Below are 13,844 nucleotides of genomic sequence, written 5' to 3'. Positions count from 1 at the left end.
ACAGGAATCTAGGGCGTTTTTCCCGGCCCGCCCGGGACGATGCTGAGGGCGGCGGTTGACGTGTCTTCGGCGGCGCGTTTCGCCGGTTCTGAGGCCTCGTCGTCCGGGACAGGCATGACCTGGACAGCCGGTTCTGATGCCTCGTCGTCCGGGACAGGCATAACCTGGACAGCCGGAACCCCGGTGAGTGGAATAGGTGTGACAAGCACCGGCGGAACCGGTGCTGCGGCCTGCCCCATGGAGAGGGCTCTCGCCGCAGACCCAGTGGCGGCGTCGACCGTTCCATTATCAGGTGAGGCACCGGAGGCCGCGGACCCAGCGGAGCTTTCCGGGGCCTCAGTGGATGCGGAAGCCGCCGGAACGGCAGGGGCGCGCAGCGGTTCCACGCCGATCGGCTGGCCGCCGTGCCGGGTGATGTCTTCCGCGAGGGTCTTTAGCATGTCTTCGGCTTCAGCGATCATCGCGGTGTCGGCCGCTGCGACGGCCTTGACCAGGTATTGGGCCAACGCGAATTCCGCGGACAGTGCCGCGCGGCGAAGTAGATGCGGATCAGGCACATCACGCCGGGTGTCCGTGTAGCTCCTCAACACCGTGTCAATGAAGTCCTGCTCGTTGGACGCTACCAGCCAGGCAAAGTCGTCGGCGGGGTCGCCGATGCGCAGATCCGTCCAGCCGGTGACCGCCGTGACGCGGTTGTTGTCGACGAGCAGGTTGTCCTCGTGAAGGTCGCCATGGACTACGGAGGGGTTAAAGCGCCACAGGGAAACATCCTCAAGGGCGTGCTCCCAGCGCAGCAGGAGTACACCGGGGATCTTGCCGGTGGTCGCGGCCTGGTCCAGTTCGTTGAGCCGGCGCTGGCGGAATTCGTTTGGGGTATAGCTGGGAAGGTCCGCGCTGTTCACCAGCGGCTGCGGCAGGTCATGGATGGCTGCCAGGGTGGATCCAATTTCCCGTGCCAGTGAACCGTTTCCGGACGTGAGGTCTTCGACCGTCCGGGTAGTGCCGTTGAGGTGGGAGTAGACGAAAGTGCTCAGAGAACCAAGCCGGACTTTTCCGGCTACCGTCGGCATGAGAAACGGGAGCTCGGCGCGGATGGCGGGAGAGAACGCCCGGAGCACCAGGAACTCGGTTTCCAGCCGTGCGCTGGCTTCGGGGTGCCGGGGTGAGCGGACCTTCCAGCGTTTTCCTTCGGAGTCCAGCAGCAGTGCCGAGTCAAAGTCGGCGGCGTCGTCCGGCGCGGAACTTACCGCCGTCGGGGTCAGTCCGGGGACTGCCGCGGTGGCTACAGCCGCAAGTTCCATAGGTTTTCTTCTCACCATTCCACGGTAGATTGACTGGCGGCCAAGTCACTGAGGTGCGACGGCGAGTCTCAAGATCCGCGCCAAATCTCCCCCTTCGAGAGCCGGTGGGCTGACCGATGTGGAATGTGAATTGTCCATGGGAGTCAGTACGGTGGAGGCATGAGTCGATCAGAGCCTGCAGCACCCGGAACCGTGCCAGGGCAGCCGGTTTCGCAACTGTCAGCGCCGCAGCCGGTAAGCGCCAATCATCTGGTGAATACCGTGTTGCCTGTTCGCCCGGCCTTGATCGACCGTGCTTCGGCAGCCAGGATGAAGCCGGGCATGGTGGCCGGGACCGCTGCGCGGCCGGGAACCCTTGCCATGGTGCTGGCTGGGCGCGAGGCCCTGGTAGCGGAATCCGGTCTCGTGCTGATGGACGCACCCGGCCTCCTGTCCCGCCTTGAGGAAGCCCGAACCCCGGTCCGGGAGCTGATCTACCTTGGCTCGGCGTTGGACGGCAGCGATTTGCCGGTGGCCACGGAAATCGTCGTCGTGGTGTTATCCGAGCCGTTATCGGCAGAAGTCAGCGGTGCACCGGAACACGCTCAATGGCTTGGTTTCCGTGCTGTTGCCGGCAGATTGAATGCCACGCACACCGCACTTTTTGTCGAGGCCAGCGCCATTGCCAACTGGCATGCCGGCCACACCCACTGCCCCCGCTGCGGTAAGCGCACCACCGTTGAGGCAGGGGGCTGGGTACGGCGTTGCCCCGGAGATGACTCCGAGCATTATCCGCGCACCGATCCTGCGATTATCGTCACCGTGGTGGGGCCGGACGGACGGCTGTTGCTTGGCGGCGGCGGTCCCATGGACACCAAAATGCACTCTACGCTGGCGGGATTCGTAGAACCGGGGGAGTCCCTGGAGCAGGCGGTCATCCGGGAAATCCAAGAGGAAGTGGGCGTCCGGGTCACCGCCTGCCAGTACCTTGGCTCCCAACCCTGGCCATTTCCGGCATCATTGATGTTGGGCTTTACCGCAACCACGGCAGACACCGAAGCAAGGCCCGACGGCGTTGAGGTCACCCGGGCACGCTGGTTCACCCGCCCGGAACTCCAGGCTGCTGTCCTTGCGGGAGAGATTGTGATCCCTTCCAGGATTTCCATTGCCAGGGCCCTGATAGAGCACTGGTACGGCGGCCGGATCGCCGAACCAGGGCCGGTGGCCTGACCGGGTCCCCGTCGCAGCAGTGCACCATACGACCATCCATGCCCAACCGACAGAGCAGCAGAGTGACCACAGAGAGCATTGACAGCACCACCTCGCTTGAGGACCGCATCCTTGGCGGACTCGACGCTGAACAGCGGGAGGTGGCAACAACGCTGAGGGGCCCGCTCTGTGTCCTGGCCGGGGCGGGAACCGGCAAGACCCGGGCCATCACACACCGCATCGCCTATGGTGTCCACTCCGGTGTCCTGGCTCCCCAACGGCTGCTGGCCGTGACGTTCACAGCACGGGCGGCGGCTGAGATGAGGAGCCGGCTGCGAGACCTTGGCGTCGGCAACGTTCAGGCCCGCACCTTCCATGCGGCGGCTCTCCGGCAGCTCCAGTTCTTCTGGCCCCAAGCGGTGGGTGGCCAACTGCCCAATCTGCTGGACCACAAGGCCAGTGTCATCGCCGAGGCCGCCCGCCGGCTTCGGCTTACCACTGACCGCGCCTCGATCCGCGACCTCGCTTCGGAGATCGAGTGGGCAAAGGTTTCTATGCTCACGCCCGCCAACTACCTCGAAAAAGCGCAGGACCGCGGGACGCCAGGCGGCTTTGACCTTACCGCGGTGGCCCGGGTGTTCCAGGCCTACGAAGACCTGAAAACCGACCGCAACATCATTGACTTCGAGGACGTCCTGCTGATCACCGTTGGCATCCTCCAGGAGGATGCCAAGGTGGCGGCCACAGTGCGGGAACAGTACCGCCACTTCGTAGTGGACGAGTACCAGGATGTCTCGCCACTCCAGCAACGGTTGCTGGATCTCTGGCTTGGGGGTCGCGATGAGCTCTGTGTAGTGGGCGACGCAAGCCAGACGATCTATTCCTTCACAGGTGCTTCACCTCAGCACTTGCTGGGCTTCAAGGCCAAGTACCCTGATGCAGCCGTCGTCAAGCTCATCCGTGACTACCGTTCCACTCCGCAGGTGGTGAAACTGGCCAACAACCTGCTGGCCGGGCGCCGCAGCGGGGGTTCCGTTGCTGACGCCGCGTGGGCCACTCCGCTGCAGCTGGTGGCACAGCGGCCTGCCGGCCCGGAACCCAAGTTCATGGAATGCACGGACGATGAAGCGGAAGCCGCCGCTGTTGCCCAGCAAATCCAAACACTGCTCGACGCCGGTACGCTCGCCAGCGAGACTGCCGTCCTGTTCCGCACCAACGGCCAGTCCGCGGCGTATGAACAGGCTCTGGCTTCCGCCGGAATCGGCTATCAGTTGCGCGGCGGTGAGCGGTTTTTTGCCCGCAAGGAAGTCCGGGACGCTATCCTGCAGCTTCGGGCCGCCACGCGTGCGGTGGCCGAATCAGGGGCTCCTGAACCCCTGGGCCAGATCGTCCGGGACATTGTGGCCTCGCTCGGCTACACCGACGCCGCACCGCACAGCGGCGGCGCCTCCCGGGAGCGGTGGGAGTCACTGGCCGCGCTGGTGGCGCTGGCAGATGAACTTTCGCAGTCCCGCGGGCCGGAGTTTGGCCTTGCAGACTTCGTCAATGAGTTGCAGGAACGCTCGCTGGCCCAGCATGCCCCCACCGTCCAGGGTGTCACCCTGGCGTCGCTGCACGCGGCCAAGGGCCTCGAATGGGACGCAGTCTTCCTGGTAGGGCTGAGCGAAGGCCTGATGCCGATCTCCTTTGCCGACACACCGGAAAGCGTGGACGAGGAACGCAGGCTGCTTTATGTGGGAATCACCAGGGCACGCGAGTTCCTGTCCCTGTCCTGGTCTACGGCAAGGACGCCAGGTGGCCGTGCCAACCGTAAACCCTCACGGTTCCTGGACGGGCTCCGTCCGGATTCAGTTGCGGGAAGTTCTGCCAGGTCGCTGCCCCGGGTTCCGCGGCGGAACGCCGCCGCACCTGCCATGTGCCGGGTGTGCGGAAGCATGCTCGGCAGCGGGGCTGAACGTAAGGTCGGCCGTTGCAATCAGTGCCCGCCCAGCTACGAGGAACAGACTTTCGATGACCTCCGGCAGTGGCGCAAAGCCACGGCCCTGGCAGCAGACGTACCAGCGTTCGTGGTCTTTACCGATGCCACGCTGACGGCCATTGCAGAGGCAAAGCCCACCACCGTTGAGCAGCTGGCCCAACTGCCGGGCGTTGGCCCGTCCAAGCTGGAGAAGTACGGCGAGGCTGTGCTGGAAATCCTGGCTGAAAGCACCAGCGAGTGAGCCCGCGCAGGGTAGCCGTGCCGGCAGGGGATACGCTCCGGAGGCTGCAGGACGGTGCTTCGGTGGTGGTGCGGCGTTCCGCGCGCAGGACCCGTACGGTTGCCGCTTTCTGGGAAGACGGGCAGGCAGTCGTAGCCATTCCCGCGCACTTCAACCTGGCCCAGGAAACCGAGTGGGTCTCCCGGATGGTGGAAAAGCTCCACCGCCAGGGTCGGAAGGCACCAACAGGCAAGGGAGCACGCCGCGCTCCCAGTGACGCCGCCCTCGCCGAACATGCTGCCGAACTGTCACGGCACTATCTGGACGGCCGAGCGGTGCCATCGTCCGTGCGCTGGGTACGGAATCAGAATTCGCGCTGGGGATCAGCCACACCCTCCGAGGGAACCATCCGGCTTTCCCATAAGCTCCAGCCTATGCCGCAGTGGGTGATCGACTACGTGTTGCTCCACGAGTTGGCACACCTTCTGGTGGCAGGCCACAACGCCGCGTTCTGGAAGCTCCTAGAGGCCTACCCACACACGGAAAGGGCTAAGGCCTTCCTGGAAGGCGTGTCGTTCGCCACCGGCCGCGGTCTGGACCGCGACGCCGATGCCGGCGGGCCCCACGAAGGCGCCCTGGAGGGCGGTCCAGGAGCCGACGCGGACTGCGCAGCCGGCTAGTTGTTGCCGGCCTGGCCTTCATCGGCTGAGCCATCGTCTGGGTTGCCGTCCGAATCACCGTTTTCGTTCCCGGACGTGGTGTCCCCGGCGGCATCCGACTGCGAATCAAAGCCCCCGCTGAGCAGTTTCTGCAACGCATCGTCAACTTCGGTCGCGCTGGCTTCGGCCAAGGCACGCCGCGAGCTGAAGCCCTTCGGATCGTCCAGGTCCTGGGCGGTGGGAAGCAGGTCCGGGTGCTGCCAGATAGCGTCCCGGCCTTCTATCCCGCGTTCTTCCTTGAGTGTTGCCCACAGTGTTGCGGCCTCGCGCAGCCGGCGGGGCCGCAGTTCCAGGCCAACCAGGGAGGCAAAGGCATGTTCTGCAGGGCCGCCGGTTGCGCGGCGGCGCCGCACGGTTTCGCGAAGGGCCGCGGAGGAGGGGAGCACGTTCTCAGTGGCCGCTGCCGTGAGTTCGTCCACCCAGCCTTCCACCAGGGCCAGCGCTGTTTCCAGTTTTTCGAGAGCCTGCTCTTGGGCAGGGGTGCGCTGCGGCATGAAGACACCCTGGGACAGGGCCTCCTGGATCCCCTCGGGGTTGCCGGGATCGAGGTCGCGCGCCAGCTCTTCAATGCGGGACATATCGATGTGGATTCCCCGCGCGTACGCCTCGATGGCGCCCAGCAGATGGCCGCGCAGCCACGGAACCTGCACGAACAACCGGGCGTGGGCCGCCTCGCGGACGGCGAGGAACAGCCGGATATCGTTCTCAGGCACGCTCAATCCTGATCCGAACTTGGCCACATTGGACGGAAGCAGTGCCATCTCCAAGTCAGCCAGCGGAACACCGATGTCCGTGGAGCTGACAACTTCAGCGGACAGCGCGCCGATGGCCTGGCCAAGCTGCATGCCGAAGATGGCGCCGCCCATATTCTGCAGCATGGACGAGGCCCCGCCCATCATGGACTTCATTTCCTCGGGCATCTGCTGTGTCATGGCAGAGGACAGTGCGTTGGCAATGCTGTTGGCGACGGGCTCGGTGAGGCGTTTCCAGGTTCCCAGGGTGGCTTCGACCCACTCGGCCCGCGACCAGGCGCGCCCAATGAGGCCGGTGGCGGGCAGCCCGGTCACCGGGTCCAGCCATAGTTCGGCTAACCTAAGCGCCTCGTCCACGTCGCGGGACTGCTGTGTGGTGACGGAAGGGTCGGAGCCCGTGGCGGCAACGCGGCGCGCGTTCTCGTGGGCCAGCTGCCAGTTCACGGGTCCCTCGGAGGGCGCACTCATCATGGCCTGGACCTGGGAGAACATCTGGGCCAGAAGATTGGGATCGTCCGGCAGGCCTGCTGCCCGGGCGATTTCCGCGGCGTCAATGTTTTCCATGCCTTTACCGCCCATCAGGTTCTGCAGCATTTCAGCCAGCGGATCCTTCGGGTTGTCATCACCGTCAGATGGATTGAGGGGGTTGGAGGTCATGGTCCTGCCGATCCTAGAGGTGCCTGTTGATCACTTTCACGGTACCCCGGTGCCGGTGCCGCTGTCTGTGGAAAACGTGCACGTTCGCTCATGGCAAAGAATGCACCGCAAAGAATGCACCCGATCGGCACGTAGGCTTGATTCGGAAGCAAACCGTTGCCGGGCAGCCGCCCGGAGCGCTGCCGCCGTCGGCCGGTCCGGCGGCGAGGAGAGGCACTGGAATGACTATCACACGCGGAGATCATGCCGCTGGGGACGCATCGGATGGGCCCCACGTCGGCGGCGGCGTCAGGGGACGGCGGCGGGCTCTTCCTCCTGGTGCCGGCGGTCCTGGAGGAAGCACTGCAGGACGGGACGCGCGTTTCGGCGCCATGGTGCTGTCCGGTGTGGCAGCTTTGGTCCTTGCCTTAGCCGTCGGGACGCTGCCGGTGCCCTACGTCGTTGAATCACCCGGGCCAACCTTCAATACCCTGGCCACGGACGGCGGCCGCCCCGTCATCAGCGTGAGCGGCAAGGAAGTTTATCCGGCCGAGGGCAGGCTGGACCTCACCACCGTCTATGTCGATGGCGGTCCGAACGGGCCGGTAACCATCCTCGGTGCGTTCTCCGCGTGGCTGGATCCGCGAAAGGGCGTTTATCCCGAGGAACTGATTTATCCCACTGAGGTAACCAGGGAAGAATCAGCAGAACAAAGTGCCGCGGCCATGGCGTCGTCGCAGGAAAATGCGGTAGCCGCCGCCCTCAACGAACTCCGCATTCCTTTTGAACAGGAACTCCAGGCCGCCGGGTTCTCCGACGGTTCACCTTCGGAAGGCAAACTCCAGGCCGATGACGTCTTTCTGAGCATCAACGGCAAAGCCGTCACAGCGCTCTCTGACATCCAGGACGAACTTGCAGCGGGTACCGGGCGGGAGGTGATGCTCGTCGTCGAACGGTCCGGCAGTCCGGTCCCGGTCACGGTAACACCCATGAAGAACGACGCCGGCAATTACGTTTTGGGTGTCATGCTCAAGTACCGCTTTACTTTCCCCGTTGATGTCACCATTTCGCTGGAGCAGGTGGGCGGGCCGAGCGCTGGACTGATGTTCGCACTGGGCATCGTGGACACCCTGACTCCCGGCAGTCTCACCGGGGGGGAGCACATTGCCGGAACAGGCACCATCTCCCCAGAGGGACAGGTGGGCGCGATTGGCGGCATTGGGCAGAAGATGATCGGTGCCCGCTCAAACGGGGCGACGATGTTCCTTGCACCGGCAGGCAACTGCGATGAAGTCGTGGGGCAGGTACCGGACGGCCTCCAGGTGGTCAGGGTGGAGACACTTGAGGATGCCCGGCAGGCTGTGGAATCGGCAGCGTCCGGTGCCGGAACGGCAGACCTGCCCGCCTGCGCCAGCAACTAGACTAAGTCCGGAACTAAGCTGCGCCGCCGCTCGTACCAATGATGACGGCTATTGCCTTCCCTGATACACCGCCACAGTAGTTGTTCCGCCGCACGCTCAACTGTAAATAGACAACCAGCTATGAGGTATCGAGTTTGTCCCGTCCTGCTGCAACACCCCCGCCCGGAAGATCCCCTGCCAGACGCGGCGCGCTGACGCCCACGCTGACCGTTGTAGCCGCCATCGTGATCGGCTTCATTTTCTTCGCCAACGTCTGGACAGACGTTTTGTGGTACCGCCAGTTGGGGTTCGTGGAAGTCTTCCTGACCCAGAACCTGGCCCGGATTGGCATTTTTGTTGCCGGCTTCGCCCTGATGTTCACGGCAGTCTTCTTTGCCGTCCGGATTGCCTACCGCGCCCGTCCCATCTATGCCCCCGATTCCGAGGTGCGGGACAGCCTCAACCGTTACCAGGCGCAGCTCGAGCCGGTCCGTCGGGTTGTGATGATCGGTGTGCCCGTCGTCTTCGGGCTGTTCGCCGGCAGTGCTGCGGCCAGTCAGTGGCAGAGGGTGCTGTTGTTCTTCAACCAGGAACCCTTCGGTAAGGCCGATCCTGAATTCAACATGGACATCAGCTTCTACCTCATGACGCTCCCGTTCCTGGGCTTTATCACGGGATTCCTGATCAGCGTGGTAGTAGTAGCCGGCATCGCCGGATTGCTCACGCATTACCTCTACGGCAGCATCCGCCTGATGGAGCGCGGCATTTTCACCAGCCGTGCTGCGCAGATCCACATCGCGGTTGCCGGCGCCGCCTTCCTCCTGCTGCTGGGCGCCAACTTCTGGTTGGACCGCTTCGCCACCGTGCAGGGCGACAACGGTAAGTGGGCCGGTGCGCTGTATACCGACGTTCACGCCGTGATTCCCACCAAGTCCATCCTGGCCGTGGCGGCCATCCTGGTGGCGGTGCTGTTCATCGCCGCAGCTGTCATCGGCAAGTGGCGCCTCCCCATCATTGGCACGGCCATGCTGATCATCACATCCATCCTGGCGGGCGGGGTCTACCCGTGGGTTATCCAGCAGTTCCAGGTGACACCGTCAGAGCAGACCCTGGAAGAGAAGTACATCGGGCGGAACATCGAACTCACCCGCGCCGCCTACGGCCTTGACCAGATAGAAATGCAGCGTTACAACGCCACCACTACGGCGGAATCCGGAGCCCTGGCTCAAGATGCGCAGACTACCGCCAACATCCGGCTCCTGGACCCCAACCTGATCTCCGATGCGTTCAGTCAGTTGGAGCAATACCGGCCGTACTACCAGTTCCCGGAGGCACTGAACGTTGACCGCTATGAGGTTGACGGTAAGGTGCAGGACACTGTTATCGCTGTGCGGGAACTTAATACAGACGGTCTGGGGACTACGTCGTGGCTGAACGAGCATGCCGTGTACACGCACGGCTACGGCGTAGTTGCCGCGAAGGGGAACAAGTTTACCGCGGACGGAAAGCCTGACTTCCTGCAGTCCGGCATCCCCACCAGTGGCGTCCTGGGTGATGAGGGCAGTTATCAACCACGCGTCTACTTTGGCGAAAACACCGTGGATTACTCCGTGGTTGGCGCTCCGGAGGGCGCGCCCAAACGTGAGCAGGACCGCCCGTCAGGTGAAGAGGGCCAGCAGGACACCCAGTACACTTTCGAGGGCGACGGCGGGCCCGAGGTGGGCAGCTTCTTCAACAAGGTGCTCTACGCCATCAAGTTCCAGTCCACGGACCTGCTGTTGTCCGATGCGGTTAACTCCGAATCCCAGATCCTTTATGACCGCACGCCGCGCGAACGCGTTCAAAAGGTTGCCCCTTATCTGACGGTGGACGGCAATGCGTACCCGGCAATCGTGGACGACCGCATCAAGTGGATCGTTGACGGTTACACCACCAGCCAGTACTTCCCGTACTCAGAGCAGGCGCAGCTGTCCGCCGCCACCGCCGATTCCCAGACAACTTCCGGCCGCAGTGCGGCACTGCCGAACAGCACGGTGAACTACATCAGGAACTCCGTGAAGGCCACAGTTGATGCGTACGACGGCAGCGTTGAACTCTTTGCCTGGGACGACCAGGATCCTATTCTCAAGGCCTGGCAGAAGGTCTTTCCCGCCAATATCAAGCCTTACTCGGAGATGACTGCCGACGTCATGAGCCACGTCCGGTACCCGGAGGACCTCTTCAAGGTGCAGCGCGAGTTGCTCGGCAGGTACCACGTGACAGATCCCGTCAGCCTGTTCAAGGGCGACGACGTCTGGAGCGTTCCTGCCGACCCCACCGTGGAGAGCACTCCGCAAAATCCGATCAAGCAGCCGCCGTTCTATATGTCGCTGCAGATGCCGGATCAGGAAGCCCCCGCTTTCCAGCTCACGTCCGGGTTCATCCCGCAGAACGCGGGAGAGGGGAACGCACGCAACATCCTGTACGGCTTCCTCGCCGCTGACTCCGACGCCGGAAACCAGGCGGGCGTCAAGGCCGAGGGGTATGGCAAGCTGCGGTTGCTGCAGATCCCGCCGGAAACGCAGGTGCCGGGTCCGGGCCAGGCGCAGAACAAATTCAACTCGGATCCCACGGTGTCCCAGGCGTTGAACCTGTTGCGCCAAGGCGCTTCGGAGGTGCTGAACGGCAACCTGCTGACCCTTCCGGTTGGCGGCGGTTTCCTCTACGTACAGCCCGTGTATCTCCAGTCCACCGGTGAAACGTCCTACCCGACGTTGCAGCGGGTGCTTGTTGCCTTTGGCGACAAGATCGGCTTCGCGCCGACGCTGGATCAAGCCCTCGACCAGCTGTTCGGTGGCGATTCAGGTGCCGCCGCCGGCGACTCGGACAACACCGGCCAGACTCCCGCTGATCCGACAGCACCGGGCGCGGCTACGGACGACGCCCGTGCTGACCTGAAGGCGGCGCTGGAAGAGGCCAATGCGGCTATCCAGGCCGGACAGACGGCATTGGCGGGCGGTGACTTCGCAGGCTACGGCGAGCAGCAGAAGCGGCTCTCAGAGGCGCTCGAGAGGGCTTTGGACGCGGAGGCCAGACTGGAAGCGGCCGCGGCTGATCCCGCGGCTGCAGCCACACCTACTGCCACACCGACGCCCACGGAGAGTGCGGCTCCCGGCAGCTGATTACACAGCTGACCAGTAGAAAGCATCACGGCGGCCCCGCCGGTCTTTGAGAGACCGGCGGGGCCGCGGTCGTTTCGCCCGGGGCGGGGGTGGAGACGCACATCACGGCGCCTCGATTTGGCTCAATGTTTACCTGTTGGTAGAGTTATAAGTGCGACGCGGGGTGGAGCAGTTCGGTAGCTCGCTGGGCTCATAACCCAGAGGTCACAGGTTCAAATCCTGTCCCCGCAACTGAAAACAAGAGGTCCGGAAGTTGGAAACAGCTTCCGGACCTCTTGCGTTTAAGCACGGTGTTCATGGTGTTTCCGGTGCGGGTTGGTGGCGGCACCAGCAAGTGGTCGGGTGTGTCCCGAAACTAGGGTAGTGTTGTTCGAGCGACGCGGGGTGGAGCAGTTCGGTAGCTCGCTGGGCTCATAACCCAGAGGTCGCAGGTTCAAATCCTGCCCCCGCAACAAGAATGAATGGTCCTGTCAGGCATTACGCCGGCGGGGCCATTCTTTTAGAGCTTCCCCTGGTTCCTAGTATTCTCGTTGGCAGGGACCCGCCGGATTGGTAGCTTCGGTGGGCCGTTCTCGAGAGGAATGCTTCAATGTCCACACCCGCGAAGAAGCCGGGCACCCTGAGCAGCAGATCCACCCAGAGCCGCAGGTCCAAGCTCTATTGGGGCGTGCCGGGGGCGCTGGTGGCACTGGTCCTGCTGGTGCTGCTGGCCAGGTGGCTGGTAACCCTGGACCCGGTAGCGGCGTTCCTGCAGGAGTATCCCGGGCACAGCAGCCTCCCTGAGGGCGCTCCCGTAGGATTTCCGGCTTGGCTGGGGTGGCAGCATTTCCTGAACGGGTTCTTCCTGCTGCTGATTATCCGCTCAGGTTGGCAGGTCCGGACCACCACGCGGCCCAGCGGCCGCTGGACCCGGAACAATAAGGGTCTCCTGCGCACCAAGAGGCCGCCCACCACCATCACGCTCGAATTGTGGTTCCACCTGCTGTTGGATGTGTTGTGGATCATCAATGGCGTCGTATTTGCCATTTTGCTCTTTGCCACAGGCCAGTGGATGAGGATCGTTCCCACCAGTTGGGATGTGTTCCCCAATGCCCTTTCAGCGGCGCTGCAATACGCTTCGCTGAACTGGCCCACCGAGAACGGTTGGATCAACTACAACGCCCTGCAACTCCTGGCCTACTTCGCCACTGTGTTTATCGCGGCCCCGCTGGCGTTCATCACCGGCCTTCGGATGTCCGCAGCCTGGCCGGCCAAGGCCAAAGGCCTCAACCGCGCCTATCCGATCGAAGTGGCCCGTGCGGTGCATTTCCCGGTCATGATCTACTTCGTGGCGTTTATCGTTGTCCACGTCTTCCTGGTCCTTGCCACAGGGGCACTGCGCAACCTCAACCACATGTACGCGGGTACGGACGGCGAGGGCTGGCTGGGCCTCTGGTTGTTCCTCGCGTCGGTAGCAGTCATGGCAGCCGCGTGGTTCCTGGCGAAGCCCATTTTCCTTCGGCCCATCGCTTCGCTGATGGGCAAGGTCAGCCGCTAGGCCCCTGCAGCCAGCAAAGAAGAGGACCGGGATTCTTACGAATTCCGGTCCTCTTCTTGTGAGGCGTCGTGCTGCCTACAGCTTGTCGAAATCTGCTTCGTCAACGGTGCTGCCGCTGGCCTGGGCTGCCCCTGACGCGCCTGCTGCGCCAATGGCGGGTTTGGCGCCGCCGTTCTTCAGAGCGGCCAGGCGGGCCTCAATTTCGACCTGCTCGCCGAGGTCCTCCAGCTGGTTGAACTGGGCGTCGAGGCTGGACGAGGCAAGCTCCTGCTGTCCCCGCACCTTGGCTTCTTCGCGGCGGATCTTTTCTTCGAAGCGGCCGACCTCGCTGGTGGGGTCCAGGATGTCGATGCTCTTGATGGCATCGTGGACCTGGGACTGCGCGGCGGCTGTCTTGGAACGCGCCACCAGTTCGTTGCGCTTGCTGGTGAGCTGGTTCAGCTTGCCCTTCATCTGGTCCAGGCCGGTCTTGAGCTTCTCCACTACCTCTTCCTGCGAAGCGATGCTGGGCTCTGCGCCTTTCGCTTCGTTCTCGGCGGCCATCTGACGCTGCAGGGCGACCTTTGCGAGGTTGTCGAACTTCTGCGCGTCCGCTGCATTGCCGCTGCCGCGGAGCTCATCTGCCTTCCGTGAAGCGGCCAGCGCTTTGTTGCCCCAATCCTGTGCGTTCTTGACGTCCTCGCGGTAGTCGTCCTGCAGCATTCGAAGGTTGCCAATGGTCTGAGCTACGGCCGATTCAGCCTCGGCAATGTTATTGGTGTAGTCGCGGACCATCTGGTCCAGCATTTTCTGGGGATCCTCGGCGTTGTCCAGCAGCGAATTGATGTTCGCTTTTGCCAGCTGTGAAATTCGGCCGAAGATGGACTGCTTAACCATGATGTTGCCTTTCGTCCCGCTCAGTGGTGGCCACTGAAATCAGTGATCAGTTGTTGTACCGCTTCTACACGTTGCG

9 protein-coding genes and 2 tRNA genes are annotated in these 13,844 nt (G+C 63.5%); 8 read left to right on the top strand and 3 right to left on the bottom strand.

What is annotated here, in order from left to right:
- Positions 1 to 8: 8 nt before the first annotated feature.
- Positions 9 to 1,316 carry a macrolide 2'-phosphotransferase gene (locus tag ACWA13_RS12345; protein WP_463934479.1) on the bottom strand — a complete coding sequence of 436 codons (1,308 nt, stop codon included), beginning with the start codon at positions 1,314 to 1,316 and terminating at the stop codon, positions 9 to 11.
- A gap of 144 nt (positions 1,317 to 1,460) precedes the next feature.
- Between ACWA13_RS12345 and nudC the strand changes: the two genes are divergently transcribed.
- The 3 genes from nudC to ACWA13_RS12330 are packed head-to-tail and all read left to right on the top strand — an operon-like array spanning position 1,461 to position 5,367.
- Entirely contained in the window at positions 1,461 to 2,510 is a 1,050-nt protein-coding gene (gene nudC, locus ACWA13_RS12340; protein WP_463934477.1) for an NAD(+) diphosphatase, read from the top strand.
- 38 nt (positions 2,511 to 2,548) lie between these two features.
- Positions 2,549 to 4,708: an ATP-dependent DNA helicase UvrD2 gene (locus tag ACWA13_RS12335; protein WP_463934475.1), complete on the top strand. Its 2,160-nt coding sequence runs from the start codon at positions 2,549 to 2,551 to the stop codon at positions 4,706 to 4,708.
- Complete coding sequence (locus tag ACWA13_RS12330; protein WP_463934474.1) at positions 4,705 to 5,367, top strand: M48 metallopeptidase family protein; 663 nt, start codon at positions 4,705 to 4,707, stop codon at positions 5,365 to 5,367. Before ACWA13_RS12335 ends, ACWA13_RS12330 begins: the two co-directional genes overlap by 4 nt.
- Here ACWA13_RS12330 and ACWA13_RS12325 read toward each other — a convergent pair.
- Entirely contained in the window at positions 5,364 to 6,815 is a 1,452-nt protein-coding gene (locus ACWA13_RS12325) for a zinc-dependent metalloprotease (protein ID WP_463934473.1), read from the bottom strand. The two genes, ACWA13_RS12330 and ACWA13_RS12325, sit on opposite strands and share 4 nt — an antisense overlap.
- 221 nt (positions 6,816 to 7,036) lie before the next feature.
- On the opposite strand from ACWA13_RS12325, the gene ACWA13_RS12320 reads away from it, so the two are divergent.
- The 5 genes from ACWA13_RS12320 (at position 7,037) to ACWA13_RS12300 (ending at position 12,892) form a co-directional block, all read left to right on the top strand.
- Positions 7,037 to 8,215, top strand: a complete 1,179-nt coding sequence (locus ACWA13_RS12320) for a YlbL family protein (protein ID WP_463934471.1) — start codon at positions 7,037 to 7,039, stop codon at positions 8,213 to 8,215.
- A gap of 134 nt (positions 8,216 to 8,349) precedes the next feature.
- Entirely contained in the window at positions 8,350 to 11,355 is a 3,006-nt protein-coding gene (locus tag ACWA13_RS12315) for a UPF0182 family membrane protein (RefSeq protein WP_463934469.1), read from the top strand.
- Between the two features lie 157 nt (positions 11,356 to 11,512).
- Positions 11,513 to 11,586: transfer RNA gene (locus ACWA13_RS12310), tRNA-Met, on the top strand.
- Between the two features lie 147 nt (positions 11,587 to 11,733).
- Positions 11,734 to 11,807: transfer RNA gene (locus ACWA13_RS12305), tRNA-Met, on the top strand.
- Between the two features lie 137 nt (positions 11,808 to 11,944).
- Positions 11,945 to 12,892: a cytochrome b/b6 domain-containing protein gene (locus ACWA13_RS12300; RefSeq protein WP_463934467.1), complete on the top strand. Its 948-nt coding sequence runs from the start codon at positions 11,945 to 11,947 to the stop codon at positions 12,890 to 12,892.
- A gap of 75 nt (positions 12,893 to 12,967) precedes the next feature.
- Here the strand turns inward: ACWA13_RS12300 and ACWA13_RS12295 are convergent, their stop codons facing one another.
- Positions 12,968 to 13,768, bottom strand: a complete 801-nt coding sequence (locus ACWA13_RS12295; protein ID WP_463934465.1) for a PspA/IM30 family protein — start codon at positions 13,766 to 13,768, stop codon at positions 12,968 to 12,970.
- Positions 13,769 to 13,844: the final 76 nt, after the last annotated feature.

Source organism: Pseudarthrobacter sp. TRD_SC_9 (assembly GCF_055361265.1).
The sequence above is the reverse complement of the archived record's forward strand: the minus strand, read 5'-3'. Positions and strand labels throughout refer to the sequence as shown.

Bases quoted from the DNA above. Each gene is read 5' to 3' on its own strand.
- ACWA13_RS12295 (WP_463934465.1), bottom strand. From the start codon at position 13,768: ATGGTTAAGCAGTCCATCTTCGGCCGAATTTCACAGCTGGCAAAAGCG.
- ACWA13_RS12300 (WP_463934467.1), top strand. From the start codon at position 11,945: ATGTCCACACCCGCGAAGAAGCCGGGCACCCTGAGCAGCAGATCCACC.
- nudC (WP_463934477.1), top strand. From the start codon at position 1,461: ATGAGTCGATCAGAGCCTGCAGCACCCGGAACCGTGCCAGGGCAGCCG.
- ACWA13_RS12335 (WP_463934475.1), top strand. From the start codon at position 2,549: ATGCCCAACCGACAGAGCAGCAGAGTGACCACAGAGAGCATTGACAGC.
- ACWA13_RS12325 (WP_463934473.1), bottom strand. From the start codon at position 6,815: ATGACCTCCAACCCCCTCAATCCATCTGACGGTGATGACAACCCGAAG.
- ACWA13_RS12320 (WP_463934471.1), top strand. From the start codon at position 7,037: ATGACTATCACACGCGGAGATCATGCCGCTGGGGACGCATCGGATGGG.